Origin of the sequence: Streptacidiphilus sp. BW17 (assembly GCF_041262485.1) — a bacterium.
Taxonomy (GTDB): domain Bacteria; phylum Actinomycetota; class Actinomycetes; order Streptomycetales; family Streptomycetaceae; genus Streptacidiphilus.
The window spans coordinates 331934-357912 of record NZ_JBGCCR010000003.1 but is presented as its reverse complement, the minus strand read 5'-3'; the positions used below and the strand labels follow the sequence as shown (position 1 = coordinate 357912).

The window sequence follows — 25979 nt, the reverse complement described above, 5'->3', positions numbered from 1 at the left end:
TGAGACTTGTCCGCGAAGGGCCCGACCGAGCAATCGGCCGGGCCCTTCGTCGTTCCCGCGCGGCAGGCGCCTTCGCGCGTCAGCCGACGACGACCGTGACCGTGTAGGTGCCCTGGCCGTCCGTGCAGCGGCGGGCCTCGCCGCAGGAGGTGCGGGTCTCGGTGATGGTGACCGTCCCGGCCTGGCGGGCCACGAAGCGGGTGGTCTTGGTGCCGCAGCCACTGCCGGGGTGGCAGTCGGTGCCAGGGCCGATCTCGGGCAGCCCGAGCGGCGACAGGTCGGCGGCGTTGGAGACGTGCGGCGTACTCCAGGTGATGTTGTGCATGGTCAGCAGGACGGAGCCGCCGACGGGCACGTGAATCGTGGTGCCCTTGGCGTTCTCGTCGAGCTTGACCACCGTGCCGGTGGGCGTCGTGCCGCCGCTCGTTCCGGCCCCGGAGGCGGAGGCGGACGGAGACGCGACGGCGGTCGCGGAGCCGGACGCCGAGCCCGTCGCCCCGGTGGACGAGCCGGAGGACGAGCCGGAGGACGAACAGCCGGCCAGTGCCAGGCCTGCGGCGAGACCGAGGGCCGCCACCGCGACAAGACTGCGCTTCGACGACCGCGGAGCGGACGGGCTCGAAGCCCCGGGCGTACCAGCGTCAGAAGTACGGGCCTTGGTCATGTGCTTGCTCCTCTGTGCGGGCAGTATCCACTTCACGGACAACTGCCGATTGGATGCGCAGGCCTGCGCATCGGTTCCCCTCCCACTCCCTCTTTCTCCTGCGTCTCAGCAGATCAGCCGGATGAGTCGGATCACTCGGGCCGGGCCGGAGGCACCCCCCTCGAGTGCCTCCGAACCCCGGGACGCAGGCCGAGGGCCGGCCAGCGGCCGACCCCCGGGTGGTGCTGGTGACTGACTGGACGTCAGGAGACGTTCAGCGCGGTGTCGTCGAGGACGAAGCTGGTGTTCGCCGCACCGTCCTGGGTGCCCGTGAAGGTGATGGTCACGGACTTACCGGCGTAGGAGGAGAGGTCGAAGCTCTCCTGGCTGTAGCCGGTGTTGGCGTCCAGGTTGGAGAAGGAGCCGACCGTGTTGCCGTTCACCGTGACGACGAGGGTGTCGTGCGCGGTGCCGTCGGTCTGCGTGGTGTCGATGTGCTGCCAGTAGCTCAGCGTCGCCTTGCAGCCGCTCGGGATCGTCACCGTCTGGGAGACGGTGTCGGTGTGGGCGGTGCCGTAGCCGTCGAGCCAGGCGTCCCAGCTACCGGCGTGCGCCGGCTCCTGGGAGGAGTTGTTCAGCACGCCCGCGGTCGTGGTCCACGGGGCGGCGGCGCCGGTCTCGAAGCCCGGGTTGCCGAGCAGTTGGGCCGAGGTGCAGCCGGTCGGGGCGGCGGCCACGGTCCAGGAGAAGGTGGCGGTGCCCTTGGCGCCGGTGCCGTCGGTCACGGTGACCGTCACCGAGGAGGTGCCCGCGGCGGTCGGGGTGCCGGAGATCAGACCGGTCGAGGAGTTGATCGACAGGCCGGCTGGAAGACCGGTCGCTGCGTAGGCGAGGGTCTGACCCGTGGCCGAGTCCGACGCGGTGACCTTCAGCGAGGCGGCGGTGCCGACGGTGCCGGACTGGCCGGCCGGGGTCGTCACCGTGACGGTGTTGCCACCGGTGCCGCCACCGTGGGTCAGGATCGTGTGGGAGATGGCGCAGGAGTTGGTGTCGTTCGACCAGCTGGCCTGCTCGGCGAAGGAGCCGGTGCCCATGGTGACGTTGGCGGCGCCGCCGGCGGTGCCCGGCTGCAGCCAGGCGCACTCGTCCGAGTTCTCCTGGCCGTTGTAGGACGAGCCGGAGACGTGGTTGGTCCAGCCACCCGCCGGGTACGTGTCCGACATCATCTCGTGCCACTCGTGACCGAGGGTCATCGTGTAGCCGTCGAGCTCACCGGCGGACGCGCCGTTGACGAAGCCCACACCGCAGTTCTGGCCGGCGTCCATGTTGTAGGGCTGGTTGGAGAAGGCGATGTCGCCGTAGGGCGAGGTCGCCGCACCACCGCTGAGGCTGGTGTCGCCGTTCCAGTCGTGCCAGGCGCAGTAGCCGGTGTTCGGGTCCTGGTAGCCGTCCGGGTCGGTGCCGTGCGGCGACAGGATGACGTAGTACGCATAGCGGTTCGACGCGGAGGACGTGTTGCCGAAGTGGCCGGCGGCCTTGATGGCCTCCTGGGCCAGCTGGTTGCCGGTCGCGTTGCTCGGCTCGGCGGCCGAGTTGTCGTACCAGACGCCGGAGAGAACGCCGCCGCTCTGGTAGGGGACGAAGCTGGCGTTGCTCGGGCAGCTCGTCGCACCGGAGACGACGCTCGCGCCGTCGCACCACTGGGTCAGGTCGGCCGACCAGGTCTCGCCACCGGTGCCGATGCCCTTGAACATCTCCTGGGCGACCGGGGCCGCGCCGTCGACGTCGCCGGTGAAGGTGGAGTCACCCTTGGCGTTGGTGCCCTGGGTGCCCCACTGAGTACCGTCGAAGACCAGGTAGACCTTGACGTGGCCGTCCATGACGCCGACGCCGTCGGTGCCGCCGCCGTAGGAGAGGGTCTCCTGGCCGGTGGCCGCCGCGGTCGCCTGGTTCGCGAGGCGCTTGCGCTGCTGGGCCTCGTACTGCTTGAGGGCCGCGGCCTTGCTCGCGTTCAGCGAAGAGCTGTACGGGTTGAACTCGTTGTTGATGGTGGCGTTGCTGCCGACCATGGCGGCGTTGTGGTGCGCCTGGCCGGAGTCGTGGTGGCCACCGCTCGCGGCCATCGCCGGGGAGGCGGCGAAGGAGAGCCCTGCCGCGGCGAGGGACAGCGAGGCTATGCCGGCCAGCGCCGCGCCTCTGAAGCGGGTGTTGCGCATGTGGGGAGCGTTCCTCTCTCGTCGCGGGCGCTGTGGAGACCGCTCGGGGATGACCCTCGCGTGCTCAGCTGGAGCGCCCGCTTGCCCTGGGAGAACCGAAGACGTCAGACCAGCTCGCACACACCAACTCAGATGCAAACCATGCGAGTTGGCATACTGTCACCACTTGTTGTGGTGCTCTCCGTCTTCGTGGGGGACAGCAAAGCAGGGTTGTCGAATTTGGGTCAACAGGCGTCTCACAGGAAGAAATCACAAGGCGACTCACACCTGACCCGCGAGTGAACAAACGGCGAGCTCAGCGCGGTCTGACGCGCGTAGCCCGCCGCTCAGTGGTTTCTTGCCCCGCCCCTTGGGGGATTGTCGCTTCGTGTACGCCTATGGCAGATATCAAGCCTGGGAATGCACCGCATGCGCACGGGCCTTGTCCGCAACGGGCCGGGGCTGCTCGCTGACGATCTCCGACAACAGGCAAGCGGGGAGCGGGTACAGCGGCAGGTCGATCGCCTCGGCCTGCCGGGTGGTCAGGCGGTCGAAGAAGCCGCGCATCATCCGGCTGCAGAGCATCCGGTAGATCCGGTTGCGCTGCCGGAGCCTGCCCGCCGTGGCGGGGGCCAGGAACGGTCCGGCTCCCCTGCCCTGCTTCTGGCATCCCGTCACGTACGGGCGCATCCGCTCCTCGTAACGGCGGAAGGCCGTAGCCACGGCAGCCGCCGGTTCCGAACCGGCGCCGAGCTCCCTGGCCAACTCCCCGGCCAGGACGTATGCGCCGACCACCGCGAGGCCGTTGCCGAGGCCGCCGGGCGCGGGCGCCCAGGCCGCGTCGCCGAGCAGCACCACGCGCCCCTGCGACCAGCGGTCCATCACGATCTGGCTGATCGAGTCGAAGTAGAAGTCCGACGCCGTCCCGACGGACCGCAGCACCGCCGGGACGGCGGACCAGGACGCGTCGGCGTAGCGCTCGCGGACGATCTCCCGCTGCCCGGTCACGTCCCGGTGGTCGTAGCGGAGTCCCGGCTCGTGGAAGACCAGCATCGCGCCGTCCTCGCCCAGGGTGTTGGCGAGCCCGACCATCCGCCCGGGGTCGTTCCAGATCACCCCGGAGTCGCGCAGCCCGAGCGAGGCCGCCGGCTCGCCGGACGGATCGGTGGACAGCTCGCCGGACGGATCGGTGGACAGATCGGTGGAGAAGGTGGCGAAGAACCAGCCGGAGTCGCGACGGAAGCGGGACTCCTCGCCGAAGACCAGCCGCCGGGTCACCGAGTGCATCCCGTCCGCGCCGACGACCAGGTCGAACTCGCGGGTGGGGCCGTGCTCGAACTCGACGGTGACACCGTCCGCATGCTCGGTCAGGGTGCGGATGGAGTCGCCGAAGACATAGTGGGCGAACGGCAGACTGGCCTCGTAGAGGGTCCGGGCCAAGTCGCCACGGGTGACCTCCAGTTCGCCGCTCATGAAGGAGGCCGGCAGCCGCAGCCGCTCGCGGCCGTCCGGGTCGAGCAGCACCTGCTCGCCCATCCCGGTGTCCAGACCGCGCAGGGTGGTCAGGACGCCCATCCGCTCCAGCACCGTGCGGTGCACGGACCCGCGGTAGTCGACCGCGCCGCCGCCCTCGCGGAACGTCGCGGCGCGTTCCACGACGGTGACGTCGTGGCCGCAACGCCCCAGCCAGAGCGCCAGGGCAGGCCCGGCGATGCTGGCGCCGGAGATCAGGACCCGGAGGGCGGGAGTGGTGGCGCCTGTCGCAGGGGTGTGCTGCTGCATCGTGTGCTGCTGCATGGTTCACCTCGTCCGTCGTACGCGGCCTCGGCTGCCGCGCTCCGGAACGAGCGTCGCCCGCACCGCTGACCGCGCCCTTGCCGCACGCTGACCGCCGGGGCACCGGGCCCGCACCGCACACATCCGCACCCGCACCCGCATCCGCACCCGCACCCGCACCCGCGCGGCTGCCGCTCACTCCTCGACGTGGACCATCAGCGCCTCCTCGAAGTCCAGTTGACGCACCAGCCGCCGCAACGTCTCGTCGTCGATCCGCTCCTCCCCGCGCAGCCGGTCCAACGCCTGGCGCTCGGCGGCCAGCGTCTCCCGGGTCAGGCGGCGGTAGGCGCTGTCCACCGACTCGCCGGTGGACTCGTGGACGGGTGCGCCCATCCGCTCCCAGACGGCGTTGCGCCTGTGGTCCAACAATCGGCGCAGCCGTGCCTCCAGCGCCTCGGGCAGGCGGTTGCGCGGGTCCTCCAGCAACTCGTCCAGCCGCGCCTCCGCCGCCGCGCTGGCCTCGTACTGGGCCTGGGCCTCGCGCAGCGTCTCGGTCTGCCGGTCACGCTGCGGCAGCGGGAGCCGCTGCACCAGCCACGGGAGGGTGAGCCCCTGCACCAGCAACGTGCCGATGACCAGTGTGAAGACCAGGAAGAGCAGCAGATCCCGATCCGGGAAGGGGGATCCGTCGTGGGTCGTCTCCGGAATCGAGAAGGCCACCGCCAGCGAGACCACACCACGCATCCCCGCCCAGGCGACGATGAACGGGCGCGTCCACGAGGGCCGTCCCTCCCGTTCCAGGATCCGTTTGCTGAGCAGGCCCGGCAGATAGGTCGCAGGCCAGGACCAGACGAACCGCAGCCCGATCAGGGCGACCAGCAGCACCACCACCCAGACCGTCAGCTGCCCGACCGACCAACCGCCCACCTGCCGTACCACGACCGGCAGCTGGAGGCCGATCAGGGCGAAGACGGACGACTCCAGCACGAACGAGACCATGGCCCAGACCGACTCCTCCTGGAGCCGCACCGCGAAGTCCACGCAGTTCGCGTAGTGACCGAGGTAGAGGCCGACCACCACGACCGCGATCACGCCGGACGCGTGCAGCGCCTCCGCCGCCGCATAGGCGGCGAACGGGACCAGCAGCGAGAAGGTGTTGAGCAGCAGCGGATCCCGGAGCCGGGACCGCAGCCACTGCAACGGCAGCATCAGGACCAGCCCGACCGCCGTCCCGCCCAGCGCGGCCAGCAGGAACTCCCCGAGCGCGCTGCCGAACGAGAACCCCTCCCCCACGGCCGCCGCGACCGCGACCCGGTAGACGGTGATCGCGGTCGCGTCGTTGACCAGGCTCTCGCCCTGGAGGATCGAGACCAGTTGGGCCGGCAGTCCGACCTTGCGGGCGATCGCCGTCGCGGCCACGGCGTCCGGCGGCGCGATCACCGCACCGAGGACGAACGCGGCCGCCAGCGGCAGCGACGGGATCAGCGCGTGCGCGACCAGGCCCATGGTCACCGTGCAGAACAGCACGTAGCCGATGGAGAGCAGCAGCACGGGCCGCCGGTTCCGGCGCAGGCTGCGGAACGACGCGTCCTGCGCCGCCGAGTAGAGCAGCGGCGGCAGGACCAGCGGCAGCACGACGTCCGGCGCCAGCGTGTAGTCGGGCACCCCCGGCAGATACGCGGCACCCAACCCGACGACGACCAGCAACAGCGGCGCGGAGAGCCCGAAACGGCGGGCCACGCCCGCCACGGTGGCGCTGCCCGCCACCAGCACCAGCAGCGCACTCGGTCCGCTCACGGCGTCCTCACTCCTGGCGTCCTCACTCCCGGCCCGGTGCGACGCGATGTCCGAATCGTCCCGTCGTCCTCACCGGCTCACAGAACCACACGGGAACCGTCGACCGCCGTACCCTGAGGCCATGTCCCCCGCACGCGCCTGTCCGCACCTCGCCGAACTGCCGCACGAGGAGCCGACGCAGCTCAGCTCCACCTGCGAGCACTGCCGCGAGCTGGGCCAGCGGCCGGTCGCCCTGCGCAAGTGCCTGCAGTGCGGCCACATCGGTTGCTGCGACTCGACCCCGGGCCGCAGGGCCAGCGAGCACCACGCGCAGACCGGGCATCCGGTGATGCGCAGCTTCGAGCCGGGCGAGGGCTGGCGCTGGTGCTTCGAGGACCAGCGGCTGGTGTGAACGCCCCTCCGGCGTTTTAGGCTTCAAGAATGATCCGACCCGCAACGCCCGACGACGTCGCCGAGATTCACGCCATGGTGCGGGAGCTCGCCGACTACGAGAAGTCACTGCCCGAAGCCAAGGCCACCGAGCAGCACCTCCATGACGCCCTCTTCGCCGAGCACCCCGCCGCCTTCGCCCACGTCGCGGAGGACATCGAGGACGGAGCGGCCCGCACGGTCGGCTTCGCGCTCTGGTTCCGCAACTACTCGACGTGGACCGGCGTCCACGGCATCTACCTGGAGGACCTCTACGTCCGCCCGGACTCGCGCGGCGGCGGTCACGGCAAGGGGCTGCTGGCCGAGCTGGCGCGGATCTGCGTCGAGCGCGGCTACGGCCGACTGGAGTGGTCAGTGCTGGACTGGAACGAGCCCTCGATCGCGTTCTACAAGGCACTGGGCGCGGCGCAGATGGAGGAGTGGACGGTCCACCGACTCACCGGCACCGCGCTGGAGTCCCTGGCGTCACAGGCGCACTGAGCCACCGGCGTCCGGCACGTACGGGTTTTCCCTTCCCGGGACAAGATTCGGTCACCCCCATTGCCACGGTGCGTATATGGAGACCTACTATGAGTCACCACAGGGGCCTCGCTCCCAGGATGGGCGACACGACGCACGGGATCGCGATAGCGTCACCGGTCACGGGCCGGTGAGCCCGTCGCTCCCCGGCACGAGCCAGGCAGCAACGCCCGGCGAAGGCAACAGCACAGCTCCACCCAACAGCACAGCACGGAGGTGAGGGTGTCCCAGATCGACGGCGAGCCCGACGCGCAGGACTTCGTCGAGGTCCGACTGCCCGCGGCGGGTGCCTACCTCTCGGTTCTGCGAACCGCGACGGCCGGTCTTGCGGCGCGGCTGGACTTCACGCTGGACGAGATCGAGGACCTGCGCATCGCGGTCGACGAGGCCTGCGCGATCCTGCTCCAGCAGGCCGTGCCGGGCTCGGTCCTCAGCTGCGTGTTCCGCCTGGTCGGCGACTCGCTCCGGGTGACCGTGTCGGCGCCCACGACCGACGGCCGCGCGCCCGAGCGCGACACCTTCGCCTGGACGGTGCTCTCCGCACTGGCCGGCGAGGTGGAGTCGACGGTCGAGCCGGACCGGACGGTGACCATCAGCTTGCACAAGAAGCGCGGTGCCGGCCCCGGCCAGCCATGACGCGAGGAGACGGGAGCGGGGGATCGCGGTGAGAGACCTGAACCACAAGCCCGGAGCCGACCGGGCCGTCGTGCCCGCGCAGGCGGACGCAGGCGACCAGCAGCAGACGGAGGCAAGGGTGTTCGCGGACGATCCCGAACGCGCCGACGCGGCGCGGGCGTTCGTGGCGGAGTCCGACGCGCCCGAGCAGAAGGACGCGACCGACGAGACCGACGAGTTCGACCTCGCAGCCGAGGACGACGACGCGGCCGACCCGGACGTCGACGCGGAGAGCGACGTCGACGGCGAGGTCGAGGTCGTCGAGGTCCAGGTCGAGGTCGAGGTCCAGGGAGACAGCGACAGTGAGGCGCGCAAGCCCGCCGAGGCGTGGGGTCCGGGCGTCCGGGTCCCCGGGCCGCAGCGGCACGGTGCGCCGGACCGCGAGGCCGCACGGGCGCTCTTCGTCCGTCTCGCGTCGCTGCCCGACGGCTCACCGGAGCGGGTGGAACTGCGGAACCAGCTGGTGCGGATGCACATCCCGCTGGTCGAGCACCTGGCCCGCCGCTTCCGCAACCGCGGCGAGCCGCTGGACGACCTGACCCAGGTCGCCACCATCGGCCTGATCAAGTCGGTGGACCGGTTCGACCCCGAGCGCGGCGTGGAGTTCTCCACCTACGCGACTCCGACCATCGTCGGCGAGATCAAGCGCCACTTCCGCGACAAGGGTTGGGCGGTCCGGGTCCCCCGCCGTCTGCAGGAGCTGCGGCTGGCGCTGACCACGGCGACGAGCGAGCTGTCGCAGCGGCACGGGCGCTCCCCGACCGTCCACGAGCTGGCCGAGCATCTGGGCATCTCCGAGGAGGAGGTGCTGGAGGGCCTGGAGTCCGCCAACGCGTACAGCACGCTCTCGCTCGACGTGCCGGACACCGACGACGAGTCCCCCGCCGTCGCGGACACCCTGGGCGCGGAGGACGACGCGCTGGAGGGCGTGGAGTACCGCGAGTCGCTCAAGCCGCTGTTGGCTCAGCTGCCGCAGCGCGAGCAGCGGATCCTGGTGCTCCGGTTCTTCCGGAACATGACGCAGTCGCAGATCGCGTCCGAGGTCGGCATCTCGCAGATGCACGTCTCCCGGCTGTTGGCCCGCACGCTCGCCCAGCTCCGGGAGAAGCTCCTCATCGAGGAGTGAGGTTCAGCTGCTCTCACCGACCCGAGGGCCACAGCGCAGCCGTGGTCCTCGGGTGCAGCAGCAGAGCGACGCCGAGCAGGCCGGCGACGCCGATCGCCACGCCCAGCGCGAGCTGGGATCCGCCGTTCTGGACGGTGAACCAGGTCACCGCGAGGCAGAGCGTGTCGATCATGACGGCCGGACTGCGGCCCCACTTCTGCAGCTTGAGCAGCGCGCGACCCGCGGCGAGGGGCAGCAGCCCCATCAGCAGCAGGATGCTCCCGGCGTACTCGGCCATGCCGACACCGGTCTTGGCGGTGGCCGACAGCGGGCCGACCATCACGAAGATGCCGTAGGCAGCAATGATGACGCCCTGGGCAAGAGAGAAGCAGGCCCCGACAATCAACGTCCAGGGACGGACGGCAGCGGGGCTGGCGGTCACAGTGGCATTCGCGGTCACCGCACCAGGCTAGCTCGTGCCTCACGGACACCTTCTCCTGGGCAGGCAGTTGCACTGCCTCGCGTGCCGAAGGCCCCATACCCCTGGGCAGGGCAACCGCGTGCGCGTGCGAGACCTGTAGGTCCTATAGGTAATCTGTGGCCATGCGTGCCCTCCTGGTCGTCAACCCGAAAGCGACTACCACCAGCAGTCGGACCAGGGATGTTCTGACGCACGCCCTTGCCAACGACCTCAAGTTGGACGTCGCCGCGACCGGCTACCGCGGGCACGCGCGAGACCTCGCGCGCGAGGTCTCGCGGTACGGCTCGCACGATCTGGTCGTCGCCCTCGGCGGGGACGGGACCGTGAACGAGGTCGTCAACGGACTGCTCCACGACGGCCCCGGCGAACACCTGCCCAAACTAGCCGTCGTGCCGGGCGGGAGCACCAACGTCTTCGCGCGGGCGCTCGGGCTGCCCAACGATCCGGTCGAGGCCACCGGGCAACTGCTGCAGGCGCTGAGCGAGAAGCGGTCGCGCTCCATCAGCCTCGGGCGCGCCGGAGGCGAGGGGCTGCCGGACCGGTGGTTCACCTTCACCGCGGGGTTCGGGTTCGACGCCGGCGTGGTGGGCCGGGTCGAGGAGGCGCGGCGCAGCGGTCGGCGGTCGACGCACTCCCTCTATGTCGGGCAGGCGGTGCGCGCGTTCGCCGGGGAGCGGCGGCGCCGGAAGGACGGTCCGATCACTTTCCGTGCCGACGGGACGGAACCGGTCGAGGGCCTGGCGGTGTCCATAGTCTCCAACACCTCACCGTGGACCTACCTGGGGAACCGACCGGTCTACGCCTCGCCCGAGGCGGGGTTCGACACGAACCTCGACCTCTTCGGCATGACCCGGATGTCACTCCTCCAGACGCTACGCACGATCCCGCAGCTCCTGGACTCGACGGGGGTCGGTCCGCACGGCAAACACGTGGTCGCTTACCACGATCTGGCCGAATTCACCTTGCATTCGCAGGAACCGCTGCCATTCCAGGTCGACGGGGACCACCTTGGAGAGCGGAAGACCATCAGCTTCACAGGTGTATCTCGGGCACTGCGTGTGATTGTGTGAACGGAAGGGCCATCTGGCCTTGTTCTCGAACGCGCGAGTGCCTTCACTCCATCGAAGTACTGGGTGTGACCCAAGCGACACCGACGAATCAAAATTTCCTACCCGAAGGGGGTTGTATCCGGGGTCGAGGTTTGCGAACCTTTACCTGGCGATCGGGACAGTCCGTTACCGGAACCCGCCTGAGTCGCCCGAATCCACTGCAACGCCGCGAGCACCCGCGCGCCGACTCACCCGTCGGCCCTGCGCCCGCCCATGGGTTCGTGAAAGCGTTCACATTCACAAGCTGCCATTGACGCAGGTGGGGCACCCCCTGCCTTTTAGAGGAGTTGGACAATCATGGACTGGCGCCACCGTGCCGTCTGCCGGGAAGAGGACCCCGAGCTGTTCTTCCCGATCGGCAACACTGGCCCCGCCCTGCTGCAGATCGAGGAGGCGAAGGCCGTGTGCCGTCGCTGCCCCGTGATGGAGAGCTGCCTGCAGTGGGCGCTGGAGACCGGCCAGGACGCGGGCGTCTGGGGTGGCATGAGCGAGGACGAGCGTCGTGCGATGAAGCGTCGCGCCGCCCGCAACCGCGCTCGTACCGCCTGACACGCTGCGTAGTCGCAAGGCCTGCACCGCCTGCACCATCCTGCACCTGTACCACCTTTGATCAACTTGTGATCGAGTGCCGTGGCGTTTCCGTCACCACAACGTTGTGACCGCGCTCCGCACTTTCCAAAGCAACGCACACCCGTTGCGTTGCTCACCGGCCCCGCGGATTTGATACCGTCGGAGCCGAGGGCAGTCGTTCGTGCCGTGCACAGAGCGCAACCCTCACACCAGAGCCCCTGCTCCGGCCGACTCCCCCCGACGGCCGGAGCAGGTCAAGAGGCCCTGCCGAACCTCCCCCCCGTTCGGCAGGGCCTCGCTTTGTCTTCAGGCCCTTCCGCGGCGTCCCCCGCCGCCGCGGTCAGGCCCAGCGGCGGACCGGGTTGCCCAGCCAGCGCGTGCCGGCCGGGACCGACTCGCCGCGCATCACCAGCGAGGACGGGCCGACCACGGCCCCCTCTCCCAGCGTCGCGCCGAGCAGCACGATCGAGTGCGGGCCGACGGTCGCGCCCGCCTCGACGTCAATCAGGTCCATCCGCATCAGCCGGTCGTGGAAGAGGTGGGTCTGCACCACCACACCGCGGTTGACGGTGGCTCCGTCGCCGATGCGGATCAGGTCCGTCTCCGGGAACCAGTGCGACTCGCACCAGACGCCGCGGCCGATCTCGGTGCCGAGGCTGCGCAGCCAGGCCGTGAAGAAGGGGGTGCCGATCAACGAGCCGCCCAGCCACGGCATGGCCAGCTCCTCGACGAAGGTGTCGAACAGCTCGTTGCGCCAGACGAACGAGGACCACAGCGGGCGCTGGCTCTCGCGGAACCGGCCCATCAGCAACCACTTGGCCGCGGTGGTGATCAGACAGGCCGTCACCCCGAGAAGCAGTAGCAGCACCCCGGCCAGTGCGGCACAGAGCGTCAGGCCGTCCCAGTCGAACAGCGCCTGGAGTCCGGTCGCCGCCATGTCGCCCAGCAGCACCGCGATCAGCACCGGCAGCAGTCGGCACAGCTCGACGCAGGCGCGGGCCAGGACCAGTCGGCGCGGCGGGTCGTAGGTGCGGGCGGTGTCCTCGCCGCCCTCCACCACGCGCTGGACGCGCATGCCCGGACGGCCCAACCAGGAGCTGCCGGGCTCGGCGCCGGCGGGCGCGTCGGAGAGCACGCCGACCAGCGAGTCGTCGAGCAGCGCCCGGCCGGGCGCGACGATGCCGGAGTTCCCGACGAAGGACCGCTTTCCGACGCTGGACACGCCCAGCCGCAGCCAGCCGCCGCGGCTGGCGAAGGAGCCGACCATGCTGTCGTCGGCGAGGAAGGCGTGGTCGTCGACGCGCATCAGGCCGGGCAGGCCGATCACGGTCGAGGCCTCGACCTTGCGTCCCACCTTGGCACCGAGCGCGCGCAGCCACAGCGGTGTCAACAGGCTCGCGTAGAAGGGGAACAGGATGACCCGGGAGGAGGCCATCAGCCCGTGGACGGCCCAGACGCAGAAGCCGACCCTGCCGTGGGCCGGATGCAGCCCCGGCTTGATCGGGACGGACAGCACCCGGACCGTCACCACCACGCAGAGGGCGTAGACCAGCATCGTGACGACCGCGAGCGGCACCGACGCCAGCACGAGCCGGTCGAAGACGCCGCTGTAGGAGGGGTCGGTCCCTATCAGCACCCAGAGCGCGTAGACGGCGGGCAGCGCCGAGACCAGCGCAAGCAGTTGGAAGCCGGGCAGGGCCAGGGTGTAGGCGACGTTCCAGAAGCGCGAGCGCCGGTGCGCGGGCGCCGGCCACTGCTCCTCGAACGGCACGGGACGCTCGTCCGCCCGGGCCGGGTTGCCGTGGACGCGGGTGTGGGGCGGGACCTTGCCGACCACGCAACTGCCCGGCAGCACCTCGGCGTTGTAGCCGATCTCCGCGCCGGGCATCAGCATGGTGCGGGTGCCGACGCGGGCGTCGCGTCCGATCCGGACGGTGCCCAGATGCAGCAGGTCTCCGTCGAGCCACCAGCCCGCGGCGTCGACCTCGGTCTCCACCGCGCAGCCGTCGCCGTAGACGGCCATGCCGGTGACCGGGGGCATGCTGTGCAGGTCGACGTCGTCCCCGACCCGGCAGCCGAGCCAGCGCGCGTACCGGCGGGCCAGCGGAGTGCCGAGCACGGAGCCGATGTTGAACGCGCCGACCAGCCGCTCGGCGGTCCACAGCCGCAGATGGGCCGCGCCCGCGCGGCGGTAGCTGCCGGGTTTCAGACCGGCCGTCAGCAGCCGCGCGCCGAGCGCGCCGATCAGGGCGCGCCCGAAGGCGCTGGAGAGCACCAGCCAGCCGCCGCCGATCAGCCACCAGGAGGTGTACGGCGCCCAGGGCAGCGGCCCTATGACGTCGTCGACCGCCGCCAGCGCCAGCACCCAGCGCAGACCGGTGACCGTGAACAGCACGGCCAGCACCACGGCCTGGTAGAGCCCGACCCAGCGCGGCACCGGCCGCACCTCGCGGTGCTCGGCCACGTCGTCGGCCTGGCCGTCGTAGTGGTCGGCCAGGTCCTGGAGCCGGGGCTGCTGGTAGAGGTCGGCGACGGACGCGCCGGGGTAGCGGTCCCGCAGCAGCGAGACGAGCTTGGCGGCGGCGAGGCTGGTGCCACCGAGGGCGAAGAAGTCGCCGTCCGGGCCGGCCGGGACGCCGAGCACGGCCTGCCACTGCTCGGCGAGCCAGGCGGCGGTCCCGTGCAGCGGTCCGCCGGTCACGCCCGCGCCGGCGTCTCCGCCGGACAGCGGCCAGGGCAGCGCCTTGCGGTCGACCTTGCCGGAGGTGCGGGTGGGCAGTTCGGCGACCACGGCCAGCACCGGTACCAGCGCCTGCGGCAGCCGGTCCAGCAGCAGGGTGCGCAGGGCGGCCAGATCGAGCGAGCCGTCCGGGCCCTGCGCGGGGATGCCGGAAATCGGTGCCTCGGGCACCAGATAACCGACCAGTACCTGCCCGCCCGCGGGCGTCTCCTTGACCGCCGCGGCGGCGGCGCGGACGCCGGGCAGTGCCTGCAACGCCGCGTCGACCTCACCGAGTTCGATGCGTCGGCCGCCCAACTTGACCTGCTCGTCGGCACGACCGACGAAGACCAGTCCCTGCGGGTCGGCACGCACCAGGTCACCGGAGCGGTAGACGCGCTCGGGTCTGCCGTGCCAGGGCATCGCGCCGAACTTCTCGGCGTCCTTGGCCGGGTCGAGGTACCGGGCGGTGCCGACGCCGCCGATGACCAGCTCGCCGACCTCGCCCCAGGGCACCGGCCGGTTCTGCTGGTCGACCACCGCCAGCTCCCAACCGTCCAGCGGCGCACCGATCCGGACGGGCTGTCCGGCCCGCATCAGCGAGGCGCAGGCGACGACGGTGGCCTCGGTCGGGCCGTAGGTGTTCCAGAACTCACGCGCTGGCACGTCGAGTCGCTCGACGAGCTCGGCCGGGCAGGCCTCGCCGCCGACGATCAGCAGCCGCACCCGGTCCAGCGCCTCGGCGGGCCAGAGCGCGACCAGGGTCGGCACGGTGGAGACGACGGTGATGCCCTTCTCGACCAGCCACGGGCCGAGGTCGGTCCCGGCCTTGACCAGTGCGCGCGGTGCGGGCACCAGGCAGGCGCCGTGCCGCCAGGCCAGCCACATCTCCTCGCACGAGGCGTCGAAGGCGACCGACAGACCCGCCAGCACCCGGTCGCCGGGGCCGAGCGGAGCCTGGCGCAGGAAGAGCCGGGCCTCCGCGTCGACGAAGGCGGCGGCGCTGCGGTGGGTCACCGCCACGCCCTTGGGTCGGCCGGTGGTCCCGGAGGTGAAGATGATCCAGGCGTCGTCGCCGATCCGGGGCGCGCCCGGCTCGCCGCCGGTGGGGCTGGGACCTGGCCAGACCTCCAGGCCACCGTCCTCGCCCGCGCCCATGACGGCGCAGACGCCCGCGTCGGTCCAGATCATCTCGGCGCGCTCGTCCGGGTCGTCGACGTCCACCGGCACGTAGGCCGCACCGGCGCGCAGCGCGCCCAGGACGGAGAGGTAGAGGCCGGGCGTGCCGCTGGGCACGCGGACGCCGACCCGGTCACCCGGTCCGATGCCGACGCCGGCCAGCCCCGCCGCGATTCCGTCGATCTCCCGCAGCAGCTCGCGGTAGCTCAGCACGGTGCCGCCCGCGTCGAGCGCGGGCGCGTCGGGGTGGTGCCATGCCGTCTCGTCCAGGATGTCCATGAGGGTCCGGGCAACTGCCGGGTCCGCCAACGGCCAGACCGCGCCCGTCTGCCAGGCCGGAGCCAGGACGGTGCCCACGCCGTATACGGCGTGGCTTGAGGGCGCGATGAAGTTCTGTTGTTCCACGTATGTTCTCGCCAGGCGTCGGGTGGTGGTCCTGAGCGGCGCCGACGAGATCATCGTGTGATCGCCGCTGTGGCACCTGGCACGTTAGACGAGCCAATATCCCTTTTGGTTGGGGCCTTAAAGGTGAGTAACCGGTTAAAACCGTCCGACAGTCAATCAAACGGGATTTCGAGTATTACCTTTGTGCCGCCACCGGGTGCCGGGGCCATGTCGAAGCGTCCGCCCAGTTCGCCCGTCGCCAGTGTACGGACGATCTGCAGCCCCAGATTTCCCGCCGTGTGCGGGTCGAATCCGTCCGGCAGACCGGAGCCGTCGTCGGTGACGGTGATGTGCAGCACACCGTCCGCCCTGCTGGCCTCGACCTCGACGGTACCGCCCGCTTTGGGACCGTATGCGTGCTCCAGGGCATTCTGCAGGATCTCGGTAAGGATCATCGACAGCGGAGTCGCCACCTCGGCCGAGAGGATCCCGAAACTGCCGGTCCGGCGGGCGGTGACGCGGCCGTCCTGTGACAGTTCCATCACCATCGCCAGCACCCGGTCGGCGATCTCGTCGAAGGCCACGTGCTCGTCCAGCGCCATCGACAACGTCTCGTGCACGATGGCGATCGAGCCCACCCGGCGCACCGCCTCGTCGAGCGCGCCCCGGGCCGCCTCGGAGTCGAGTCGGCGCGACTGGAGCCGCAGCAGCGCGGCGACGGTCTGCAGGTTGTTCTTGACGCGGTGATGAATCTCACGGATCGTCGCGTCCTTGGTCATCAGCTCGCGCTCACGACGCCGCAGTTCGGTGACGTCGCGGAGCAGCACCAGCGAGCCGATGTGCTCGCCCTTGGGCTTGAGCGGGATGGCCCGCAGCTGGACGACCGCCTCGGGGTGCTCGACCTCGGTGGTCCGCGGGGCCCAGCCACTGGCCAGCTTGACCATCGCCTCGTCGACGGCGCCCTTGGTGGGCGGGATCAGGTCCGCGGTGGTCCGGCCGAGGTGCAGGCCGACCAGGTCCGTGCTGAGGCCGAGGCGATGGTAGGCGGAGATGGCGTTGGGGCTGGCGTAGGTGACCACGCCCTCGGCGTCCAGCCGGAGCAGGCCGTCGCCGGCGCGCGGCGAGGCGTCCATGTCCACCTGCTCGCCACGGAAGGGAAAGGTGCCCGCGGCGATCATCTGGGCCAGGTCGGACGCGCTCTGCAGGTAGGTGAGCTCCAGCCGGCTGGGCGTGCGGACGGTCAGCAGGTTGGTGTTCCGCGCGATCACCCCGAGCACGCGCCCCTCGCGCCGGACGGGAATCGACTCCACCCGAACGGGTACGTCCTCGCGCCACTCCGGGTCACCCTCACGGACGATCCTGCCCTCGTCCAGCGCCATGTCCAGCAGCGGGCGGCGGCCGCGCGGGACCAGGTGGCCGACCATGTCGTCCTGGTAGGAGGTCGGGCCGGTGTTGGGCCGCATCTGCGCCAGCGAGACGTAGCGGGTGCCGTCCCTGGTCGGCACCCAGAGCACGAGGTCGGCGAAGGAAAGGTCCGAGAGCAGCTGCCATTCGGAGATGAGTAGGTGGATCCACTCCACATCGGCGGGTTCCAGCGCGGTGTGGTGGCGCACCAGCTCGTTCAGGGAAGGCATGCTGCGAGCGTATCCCCAGGCAGGGGGAAGGACTCCGTGCGACCAGCCGGTGAACAGCACGCCTACCCTGACCGCGACCTCTGCCTTCCCCGGCTTTCCCGGTCCACTGGTCTGGACAATGGTGAATGGTCTAGTCCACAATCGAGGCAGCACCAACGGAGCGACGAACCTGCGCTATCTGCCCTGACCGCGCGGCTGCCGCTCCCCCACCGTCGGCCGAACCCGTCCCGCGTCCCGGGCCCGCACACCCGCCACGCAGGCGACGGCGTCCTCCTCCGACGAGGCCGAAGGCCGCGGCGCGCCGCGACGGGTTGAGGGTCCCGTCGCGACACCCGCGGCCTTTTGCATGCCCGTTCCGCATCGGCCGGGTGGCCATCCCTCTTGTCCCGACGGTCATGTGACTGGAATTCAGCACACAGGAAAGCTCGAAGCCGGGGAATTCTGAAATGACCCCGACAAGAGATTGCCCCGGAGAATTCCCAGGGAATTCCCAGGACAGCACCAGTCCGGAAAACGGCGCAGGGCACGGGAATTCACCCGTGCCCTGCGCTCCCCTCCTTGATTCCCCCCTGCTCCCGCCGCGGGCGGGAGCCGCTCTCACTGGTGTGCCGTCGGCTGCCCTGTCAGCACCTCCACCGCGGCCAGGCCGCAGACGCGCGCCGCGCCGTGGGTGGCGATGTGCAGCGCGCCGCGCGCGGAGGCCCGTGGGACACCCATCTCGACGACGGCGGTGTCCGGCCGGCCGGCGAGCACCCCGTCCAGCGCTCGCGACATCCACGCGTGCCGGTGCAGGTCGCGCACCACGACGACCAGCGGCCGTCCGGCCGACTCGCGCCGGATCCGTTCGACGAGCGCGGGCAGCAGCTCCGGCGTGGCGTCGTCCGGGCCGACGCTCTCGGCGTGCGTCCCCGGGAAGCGGGCGGCGAGCATCCCGGCCACGCCCCAGGGCGTCTGGTCGCCGACGGCGATGTTCGGCACCGGGCTGAACGAGAGCACGTACGGCCGCTCGGTCACCGGGGCGAAGCCCGCGCCCGGCTGCCGGGTCACCCGCAGCGCCCGCCGTGCCGCGCGCAGGCCGATGGCCAGGTCGGGCGCGAGCCGACCGCTGGCCGCCCCCTGCTCGGCGGTCCACTCCCCCAACTCCCGTACCCGGGCGGCGGCCTCGGCCAGGCGCTGCTCGGGCAGTTCGCCCTCGCGCACCGCGGCCACCAGCGCGTCGCGCAGGTGCAGCACGGTCTCCTCGTCGGCCAGCCCGCCGCCGACGCAGATCGCGTCCACGCCCGCGCCGACCGCCAGCACCGTGCCCCGGGCCACGCCGTAGGTGTCGGCGATGGCGCCCATCTCGATGCCGTCGGTGACGATCAGCCCCTGGTAGCCGAGGCCGCCGGCGGACGGCGCGAGGCGGAGCAGGTCGACCACCGCCCGGCTGAGCGTGGCCGGGCGATCGCCGTCCAGCGCCGGGACCATGATGTGAGCGGTCATCACGGCCTTGGCGCCGGCGGCGATCGCGGCCTTGAACGGGACCAGGTCGCGCGAGCGCAGCAGGTCCACGTCGATGTCCACCACCGGAAGGCCCAGGTGCGAGTCGACGGCGGTGTCCCCGTGCCCGGGGAAGTGCTTGGCGCAGGCGGCCACGCCGACGGACTGCAGCCCCTCCACCCACGCGGCGGTGTGCCGCGCGCACAGGTCCGGGTCGGCGCCGAAGGAGCGGACGCCGATGACCGGGTTGTCGGGGTTGGAGTTGACGTCCGCCGAGGGCGCCCAGTTGTAGTTGACGCCGCACTCGGCCAGCGCCCGGCCCAGCTCGCGGGCTACGTCCCGGGTCAGCGCCGGGTCGTCGACCGCGCCCAGGGCCAGGTTGCCCGGCCAGGACGAGCCGTTGCCGGCCTCCAGGCGGGTGACGTCGCCGCCCTCCTCGTCGATGGCGACCAGGACGTGCGGGTTCTCCCGGCGCAACTCGGCGGTGAGCGCCGCCAGTTGCTGCGGGTCGGTCACGTTGCGGGCGAACAGGGCCACCGAGCCGAGGCCCTCGCCGAGATGGCGTCGCAGCCAGTCCGGCGGCGTGGTCCCGACGAAGCCGGGCTGCAGCACCGTGAGCGCGTCGCGGTGCAGTCGGTCGTTCCGGTCCATCGTCCGGATCGATGATGGTTCGAGGATCCCCACGTCCACGTCAGCCCTTCACCGCGCCGGCCGTCAGGCCGCCGACGGCCCGACGCTGCATGATCATGAACAGCACCAGCACCGGCAGCGCGAACAGCGTCGAGGCCGCCATGGTGGCTCCCCAGTCGCTGCCGAACACGCTCTGGAACTGGGTCAGCCACAGGGGCAACGTGTAGTGGGCGGGGTCCTTGTTGAGCACCAGGACCAGCGGGAACTCGCCCCACGCGGTGATGAAGCCGAACAGCGAGGTGGCCATCAACCCCGGTGCCAGCAGCGGGAAGATGATCCGCCAGAAGGCGCCGAACCGGCTGCAGCCGTCGATCAGGGCCGACTCCTCCAGCTCCTTCGGGATCGCCGCGACGAAGTTGCGCAGCGTCCAGATCGTGAAGGGCAGCACCATCATCATGTAGAAGAGGAGCAGCGGGAGGATCTCGTTCAGCATGTTCGCGTCGCGGACGATCATGTAGATGGCGATCTGCATGACGGCCCAGGGGGCCATCTGCGCCACCATGATCATCAGGATGAACGCCTTGCGCCCGCGGAACCGCATCCGGGCCACGGCCACCGAGGCCAGCAGCGCGATCACCAGCGCCGCCAGCACCGCGCCGACGGTCGCGGTCAGGCTGTTGACCCAGTAGTCGCCGAAGAACTGCGCGTGCATCGCGGTGGTGAAGTGCGCCAGCGTGGGACTGGTGGGCACCCAGACCGGCGTGCTGCTGATGATCTGGTTGTTCGGCTTGAACGCCGTCGTGACCATCCAGTAGACGGGGAAGACGAACACGATGGCCAGCACCGACGCGAGGGCGTTGAAGGTGATCCGGCTGACGAGCGAGGACTTCACAGTTCGTCCTCCTGCTTCAGGATGATGCGGAAGTAGTACGACATCATCAGACAGAGCATGACGATGGTGACGACGGCCACCGCGGCGCCCATCCCGTAGGACTGTTGGCCGACGCCGACCAGGTAGGCGTAGACCGGCAGGGTGGCGGTGCTCCCCTGCGGCCCGCCACCGCTGATCGCCAGGACCTGCGGCAGTGCGCCGAAGATCCAGATGATCTCCAGGAAGGTGGTGGAGAGGAAGAACGGCTTGAGGATCGGGAAGATGACCGAGCGGAAGATCCGCCAGGCATCCGCGCCGTCGAGCCGGGCCGCCTCGTAGAGCTCGGTCGAGATGGTGGTCAGACCGGCGTAGAGGTTGAACGCCACGAAGGGGATGGACTGCCAGACCAACAGCAGGGCGATCACGGTGAAGGCCGAGAACTGGCTGTTGAGCCAGTCGTAGTGGGCCATGCTCTTCCAGCCGAGCTGGGAGAGCAGCCAGTCGACGACGCCGTAGTTCTGGTCGAAGAGCCACTGGAAGACGGTGGTCCCGGCCAGTACCGGCATGGCCCAGGCGAAGACCAGGGCCAGCGAGAGCACGAACCGCATCCTGCTGCCGAGGCGGTTGAGCAGCAGGCCGACCAGGCTGCCCAGCACCATGATCAGGAAGACGTTGACGGCGGTGAACAGGACCGACCGCTCGACCGAGTGCCAGAAGTCCGAACTGCTGAGGATCGTCTGGTAGTTCTGGAAGCCGTTCCACTCGGTGACGTGCTGGATCAGCTCGAACGCGTTGAGCCGCTGGAACGAGATGAGGATCTCGCGGATCGCCGGGTAGACCAGGAAGATCGCGGTCGCCGCCAGCGCCGGGAGCAGCAGCAGGTACGGGGTGATCCCGTCGTTGCCGGTGTCTCTCCGCTTCCCGCCGAGCTTCCCGCCGAACCGGGGCCGGAACCTGCCCGCGGTTCCGTTCCCTCCGGTCCCTCGTGCCTGGTCGCCGGAGTGCTCCGGCGACCCGACCGCGGTCCCTCCGTCGTCCCGGAGCTGAGCCGGCGCTCCCTTGGATGGCATGGCGATCTGTCTCACCTTCGTCAGGCTCTACTGGTTCAGCGGGCGGAGCTGTCCGCCCGGCCGAGGCAGGGCGGACAGCTCCAGGAGGTGCTACTGCTGCTGGTTCAGACGCGAGGCGATCTGCGCGTCCGCAGCGGAGGCGGCGGCGGCCGGGTCCTTGCCCTCGAGGATCGGGGTCAGGAAGAGCGTGGTGATCGGGTTCGGCGTGTTCTCCACGTTCGCCCAGGTCGGGACGAGCGGGGTGTAACCGGCGTACGGCGCGGCCTTCTCGTAGGCCTCGGCGTAGGCGTTGCCCGCCAGGGCGGCGTAGTCGGCCTGGTTGTTCGGCAGGAAGCCGGAGTCCTTGGCGAACATGGACTCGTTCTTGTCGCTGAGGGCGACCTTGAGGAAGCTCTCGGCCAGCGTCTTGTTTTGGCTGTTCTGCGAGATGGCCAGGTTGGAGCCGCCCATGAAGGTCTTGGCCGGCTGGGACGCGCTGGCGCCCGGGATCGGGAACCAGCCGATCTGGGAGGCCAGTGCCGGGCTGTCCTTGGTGACGGTCGCCGCCTCGTAGCCCATGGCGATCATCGCGCCCACGTTGCCCTTGGCGAAGACGTCGGCCTGGGCCGGGTGCGCCTCGTCCTGGTCCTTGGGAGCGCTGCCGAAGGACTGGAGCTGCTTGAACTGGTTGGCCGCCTGCAGTGCCTGCGGGCTGTTCAGGCCGCCGGTCCAGGAGGAGCCGCTCTGGGTGGCGATGGTGGCGCCGGCGTCCTGAAGGAAGCCGTCGAAGGCGTACCAGTCCTGGCCGGGCAGCCACATCGCGGAGGAGACGCCCGCGGTGGACTTCAACTTGGTCAGGTCGGCGATGAAGTCGGTCATCGTGGTCGGGGTGGAGGTGATCCCGGCCTTGGCCCACAGCGCCTTGTTGTACATGACCGCGCGCCCACCGGCGTACCACGGGGCGGCGTACTGCTTGCCCTGGTACAGCGTGGAGTTGGTGAACGACTGGGTCCAGTTGTCACCGCCGATGGAGGACTTGACCGAGGTCAGGTCCATCAGGCCACCACTGGCCGCGTAGAACGGGGTCTGGGTGTTGCCGATGTCGATGACGTCCGGCGGGGTGCTCTCCGAGAGGGCGGTGGTGACCTTCTGGGTGATGCCGTCCCACTGCTGGACGACGATGTTGAGCTTGGCGCCGGGGTTGGCGGCCTTGAAGTCCGCGGTGACGCTGCTGACCCAGTCGGGCGGGTTGTCACCCGTCATCAGCCAGACGGTGAGAGTCTTTCCACTCGCGGCGCTGCTCGAGCCGCCGCTCCCAGAGGAGTTGGAGCTGGAGCTACATGCGGCCACCGTGGCCAGCACGGCCGCGGTCCCTATTGCGGCGATAAGTCGACGGTTCACGCCATCCTCCTGGGATGCCCGGATTGTCCCCCATCCGTTCCGGTACGACTCCCTGCACGGAGCAGGTCGAGGGCGCCGCTTCCCAGCGATGGGTCGGGGGTTGTTGATTGGTCGCTGTGTGGTTTAGACCAGTGCCTGGAGCTTGGCCTAGACCAAAGATGACTGTCAACGGGTTGCCACGAGAAGAACGGGAGCCGTTACCAAGCCGACACCAGCCATGCCCCGCGGCGTGATCGATTGGTACACCCACTGACCTGGACCGGTCGGGCCCGCCCGAATCGAGGGTCTTGCCAAGAACGGCGTTTGAGGTCTAGACCATGCTGGTACACCTGGCCTGGACCAATCCGCGCGGGAGACCCCACTCCCCCGAGGGAACGGGCTCGCACGCCAGGTGCCGCGCATGCCCTCGCCGGGGCGGACGTGTCACCATGAGTGCCGCACGCGCGGCGACCACAGCGCCACACGGACCATCAGACACACCAACAGGGGACAGGAAGCAGGAGCGGTGATGACGACCGATGGAGGCCAGGGGACGGCCTCGGCGGAGGAGGCCCAGGCGGGGGCGTCCACCGCTCGCGTCCCGAAGTACTACCGCCTCAAGCGCCACCTGCTGCAGATCACCCAGACGCAGGCGCCCGGCACGCCGGTCCCGCCGGAGCGGACGCTCGCGCTGGAGTTCGAGACCTCGCGGACCACCGTCCGCCAGGCGCTGCAGGAGCTGGTGGTCGAGGGGCGGCTGGAGCGGATCCAGGGCAAGGGCACCTTCGTCGCCAAGCCCAAGGTCTCCCAGGCGCTGCAGCTCACCTCCTACACCGAGGACATGCGCGCCCAGGGCCTGGAGCCCACCTCCCGGTTGCTGGAGGTCGGCTACGTCACCGCCGACGACCGGCTGGCCGAGCTGCTGGACATCCGCCCCGGCGGCCGGGTGCTCCGGGTGGAGCGTCTACGCCTGGCCAATGGCGACCCGATGGCCATCGAGACCGCGCACCTCAGTGCCAAGCGGTTCCCCGCGCTGCGGCGGAACCTGGTCAAGTACAACTCGCTCTACACCGCGCTCGGCGAGGTCTACGGCGTCCACGTGGCCGAGGCCGAGGAGACCATCGAGACCTCCCTGGCCACCCCGCGCGAGGCGGGCGTCCTCGGCACGGACGTCGGCCTGCCGATGCTGCTGCTCTCCCGCCACTCCTTCGACGCGGACGGCGAACCGGTCGAATGGGTCCGCTCCGTCTACCGCGGCGACCGCTACAAGTTCACCGCCCGCCTCCGCCGCCCCGAGGCCTGAACGGCCACTCTCTGCTCGAGAGGCAGTTGCAACCCCAGGGACGCGGGACTCTGGGTGTTGCACCCTCCCGCACTGGTGACGTGAGCGCGGCGAGGGTCTAGATTCCCTTGGTCAACAGATCGTCAAAGTTGCCAGGGGGAGCCACCGTCCATGCCCGAATCCGACACCGCAACAACCCTGCCGCTCGTCACACCCGTCAGGGTGACCTGCGCCGTCCTGCTCGTCGCGCCCTTCGTCGCGCTGCTCTGGGTCAGCTCCTATTCACGGCTGACTCCCGCCTTCATCGGGATCCCCTTCTTCTACTGGTACCAACTCCTCTGGGTGATCCTCTCCGCGCTGCTGACCGGCGTCGCCTATGTCCTGTTCACCCGTGAGGAGAAGCGCCGCAAGGCCGAGGCGAAGGCAGGTGCCGCCAAGTGAAGACCAACTGGACCTCGTTGACGGTCTTTCTGCTGTTCTTCGTGCTCGTCACCGCCGTCGGCTTCGTGGCCGCCCGCTGGCGCCGCGCACAGGACGCGAACCACCTGGACGAGTGGGGCCTGGGTGGGCGCGGCTTCGGAACCGTGGTCAGCTGGTTCCTGCTCGGTGGCGACCTGTACACCGCGTACACCTTCATCGCCGTTCCCGCGCTGGTCTACGGCGTCGGCGCGGCCGGCTTCTACGCCGTGCCGTACACGATCGTCGCCTGGCCGCTGGTCTTCCTCTTCCTGCCCCGGCTCTGGTCGGTGGCGCGCAGCAAGGGCTACGTCACCCTGGCCGACTTCGCGCGCGGACGCTACGGCAGCAGGAGCGTCGCGCTCGCTGTCGCGGTGACCGGGATCGTCGCGACCATGCCCTACATCGCGCTGCAACTGGTGGGCATCCAGGCGGTCCTGACGACCATGCACGTCGGCGGCAGCAGCGGCTGGAGCAAGGACCTGCCGCTGCTGATCGCGTTCGCCGTGCTGGCCGCGTACACCTACAGCTCCGGTCTGCGGGCGCCCGCGCTGATCGCGTTCGTCAAGGACACTCTGATCTACATCGTGGTGCTGGTCGCGATCATCTACATCCCGATCCGGCTGGGCGGTTACGGCCACATCTTCCACGACGCCGCCACCGCGCTCTCCGCCAAGAACCCGACCACCGGCAAGCCGCGGGGCAGCCTGGTCTCCGGGCCGTCCGCGCAGTGGACCTACGCCACCCTCGCGCTCGGCTCGGCGATGGCGCTGTTCATGTACCCGCACTCGGCGACGGGCGTGCTGGCCGCCAAGAACCGGCTCACGGTGCGCCGCAACCTGGCCATCCTGCCCGCCTACTCGCTGATGCTGGGCCTGCTGCTGATGCTGGGCTTCATGGCCATCTCGGCGGGCGTCGGCAAGGGCGTGACCGGCTACGACAAGAACCTGGCCATCCCGCAGCTGTTCCAGCAGATGTTCCCGAGCTGGTTCGCGGGGGTCGCCTTCGCCGCGATCGGGATCGGGGCGCTGGTCCCGGCCGCGATCATGTCGATCGCCGCCGCCAACCTGTTCACCAGGAACATCTACAAGGAGTTCCTCAAGCCGAGCGCGACCCCGGCCCAGGAGGCCAAGGTCGCCAAGCTGGTCTCGCTGGTGGTGAAGTTCGGCGCACTGGCCTTCGTCCTCACCCTGGACCAGTCGTTCTCGGTCAACTACCAGCTGTTGGGCGGGATCTGGATCCTCCAGACGTTCCCGGCCATTGTCGGCGGGCTGTTCACCCGGTGGTTCCACCGCTGGGGGCTGCTGGCCGGCTGGGCCATCGGCATGGCCTACAGCACCTACGAGACCTGGGGCATCCCCGCCGCCGGCAAGCCCGGCTCGCACTTCGGCGGCAACACCGTGAACATCCCGGGCATCGGGCAGATGGGCTACATCGGCCTGATCGCGCTGGTGCTCAACCTGGCCGTCGCGGTCGTGCTGACCGTCGGGCTGCGGCTGGTCAAGTCGCCCGAGGGCGTCGACGAGACGGTCCCGGCCGACTACGTCGCCGACGTGGACGACACGGAGCACTCCGAACCGGTGATCGCCCCCGTCACCACCTGATGCGCCCTTAGAA

At 70.2% G+C, this 25979-nt stretch carries 20 protein-coding genes; 9 read left to right on the top strand and 11 right to left on the bottom strand.

The genetic code is table 11. The features are described 5' to 3' along the window. Positions 1 to 79 precede the first annotated feature (79 nt). From ABH940_RS05645 to ABH940_RS05630, 4 genes are all read right to left on the bottom strand, one after another. Complete coding sequence (locus ABH940_RS05645; RefSeq protein WP_370060966.1) at positions 80 to 577, bottom strand: hypothetical protein; 498 nt, start codon at positions 575 to 577, stop codon at positions 80 to 82. A gap of 329 nt (positions 578 to 906) precedes the next feature. After that, positions 907 to 2859 carry a putative Ig domain-containing protein gene (locus ABH940_RS05640; protein WP_370104507.1) on the bottom strand — a complete coding sequence of 651 codons (1953 nt, stop codon included), beginning with the start codon at positions 2857 to 2859 and terminating at the stop codon, positions 907 to 909. A gap of 387 nt (positions 2860 to 3246) precedes the next feature. Then, complete coding sequence (locus ABH940_RS05635; protein WP_370060970.1) at positions 3247 to 4635, bottom strand: FAD-dependent monooxygenase; 1389 nt, start codon at positions 4633 to 4635, stop codon at positions 3247 to 3249. Between the two features lie 174 nt (positions 4636 to 4809). Then, positions 4810 to 6411 carry a Na+/H+ antiporter gene (locus ABH940_RS05630; protein WP_370104505.1) on the bottom strand — a complete coding sequence of 534 codons (1602 nt, stop codon included), beginning with the start codon at positions 6409 to 6411 and terminating at the stop codon, positions 4810 to 4812. Between the two features lie 121 nt (positions 6412 to 6532). Here ABH940_RS05630 and ABH940_RS05625 point away from each other — a divergent pair, with 121 nt between their 5' ends. The 4 genes from ABH940_RS05625 (at position 6533) to ABH940_RS05610 (ending at position 9160) form a co-directional block, all read left to right on the top strand. Further along, complete coding sequence (locus tag ABH940_RS05625) at positions 6533 to 6802, top strand: UBP-type zinc finger domain-containing protein (RefSeq protein ID WP_370060974.1); 270 nt, start codon at positions 6533 to 6535, stop codon at positions 6800 to 6802. A gap of 29 nt (positions 6803 to 6831) precedes the next feature. Beyond that, a complete protein-coding gene (locus tag ABH940_RS05620) occupies positions 6832 to 7320 on the top strand; it encodes an N-acetyltransferase family protein (protein ID WP_370060976.1) in 489 nt (162 codons plus the stop codon). A 261-nt stretch (positions 7321 to 7581) separates the two neighbouring features. Beyond that, positions 7582 to 7995: an anti-sigma regulatory factor gene (locus ABH940_RS05615; protein ID WP_196192725.1), complete on the top strand. Its 414-nt coding sequence runs from the start codon at positions 7582 to 7584 to the stop codon at positions 7993 to 7995. Between the two features lie 28 nt (positions 7996 to 8023). Beyond that, a complete protein-coding gene (locus ABH940_RS05610) occupies positions 8024 to 9160 on the top strand; it encodes an RNA polymerase sigma factor SigF (protein ID WP_370060979.1) in 1137 nt (378 codons plus the stop codon). 13 nt (positions 9161 to 9173) lie between these two features. On the opposite strand, the gene ABH940_RS05605 is transcribed toward ABH940_RS05610, so the two are convergent. Further along, a complete protein-coding gene (locus tag ABH940_RS05605; RefSeq protein ID WP_370104503.1) occupies positions 9174 to 9599 on the bottom strand; it encodes a hypothetical protein in 426 nt (141 codons plus the stop codon). Positions 9600 to 9742: 143 nt separating this feature from the next. Between ABH940_RS05605 and ABH940_RS05600 the strand changes: the two genes are divergently transcribed. Together ABH940_RS05600 and ABH940_RS05595 are read left to right on the top strand one after the other, a co-directional pair. Further along, on the top strand, positions 9743 to 10690 hold the full coding sequence (locus ABH940_RS05600; RefSeq protein ID WP_370060983.1) for a diacylglycerol kinase family protein: 948 nt from the start codon (positions 9743 to 9745) through the stop codon (positions 10688 to 10690). A 336-nt stretch (positions 10691 to 11026) separates the two neighbouring features. Beyond that, on the top strand, positions 11027 to 11278 hold the full coding sequence (locus tag ABH940_RS05595) for a WhiB family transcriptional regulator (RefSeq protein ID WP_030257455.1): 252 nt from the start codon (positions 11027 to 11029) through the stop codon (positions 11276 to 11278). Between the two features lie 361 nt (positions 11279 to 11639). Here the strand turns inward: ABH940_RS05595 and ABH940_RS05590 are convergent, their stop codons facing one another. From ABH940_RS05590 to ABH940_RS05565, 6 genes are all read right to left on the bottom strand, one after another. After that, the gene (locus ABH940_RS05590) at positions 11640 to 15476 is read right to left on the bottom strand and encodes a Pls/PosA family non-ribosomal peptide synthetase (RefSeq protein ID WP_370104541.1); all 3837 of its coding nucleotides are present in this window, start codon (positions 15474 to 15476) and stop codon (positions 11640 to 11642) included. Positions 15477 to 15754: 278 nt separating this feature from the next. Further along, positions 15755 to 17206 (bottom strand): sensor histidine kinase, encoded by a 1452-nt coding sequence (locus tag ABH940_RS05585; protein ID WP_370061853.1) that lies wholly within the window; start codon positions 17204 to 17206, stop codon positions 15755 to 15757. 606 nt (positions 17207 to 17812) lie between these two features. Next, entirely contained in the window at positions 17813 to 19345 is a 1533-nt protein-coding gene (locus tag ABH940_RS05580) for a glycoside hydrolase family 3 protein (RefSeq protein WP_370060986.1), read from the bottom strand. A gap of 40 nt (positions 19346 to 19385) precedes the next feature. Next, on the bottom strand, positions 19386 to 20216 hold the full coding sequence (locus ABH940_RS05575; RefSeq protein WP_370060988.1) for a carbohydrate ABC transporter permease: 831 nt from the start codon (positions 20214 to 20216) through the stop codon (positions 19386 to 19388). Beyond that, positions 20213 to 21265, bottom strand: a complete 1053-nt coding sequence (locus ABH940_RS05570; RefSeq protein ID WP_370104501.1) for a carbohydrate ABC transporter permease — start codon at positions 21263 to 21265, stop codon at positions 20213 to 20215. Before ABH940_RS05570 ends, ABH940_RS05575 begins: the two co-directional genes overlap by 4 nt. Before the next feature lie 90 nt (positions 21266 to 21355). Next, positions 21356 to 22645 carry an extracellular solute-binding protein gene (locus tag ABH940_RS05565; protein ID WP_370104499.1) on the bottom strand — a complete coding sequence of 430 codons (1290 nt, stop codon included), beginning with the start codon at positions 22643 to 22645 and terminating at the stop codon, positions 21356 to 21358. 508 nt (positions 22646 to 23153) lie between these two features. Between ABH940_RS05565 and ABH940_RS05560 the strand changes: the two genes are divergently transcribed. The 3 genes from ABH940_RS05560 to mctP all read left to right on the top strand — a co-directional run bounded on the left by ABH940_RS05560 (position 23154) and on the right by mctP (position 25966). Then, positions 23154 to 23927 (top strand): GntR family transcriptional regulator, encoded by a 774-nt coding sequence (locus tag ABH940_RS05560; RefSeq protein ID WP_196192732.1) that lies wholly within the window; start codon positions 23154 to 23156, stop codon positions 23925 to 23927. Between the two features lie 150 nt (positions 23928 to 24077). Beyond that, positions 24078 to 24347, top strand: a complete 270-nt coding sequence (locus ABH940_RS05555) for a DUF3311 domain-containing protein (protein ID WP_370060995.1) — start codon at positions 24078 to 24080, stop codon at positions 24345 to 24347. Further along, positions 24344 to 25966 carry a monocarboxylate uptake permease MctP gene (mctP, locus tag ABH940_RS05550; RefSeq protein ID WP_370104497.1) on the top strand — a complete coding sequence of 541 codons (1623 nt, stop codon included), beginning with the start codon at positions 24344 to 24346 and terminating at the stop codon, positions 25964 to 25966. The genes ABH940_RS05555 and mctP overlap by 4 nt, the downstream gene beginning before the upstream one ends. The last annotated feature ends 13 nt before the right edge of the window (positions 25967 to 25979 follow it).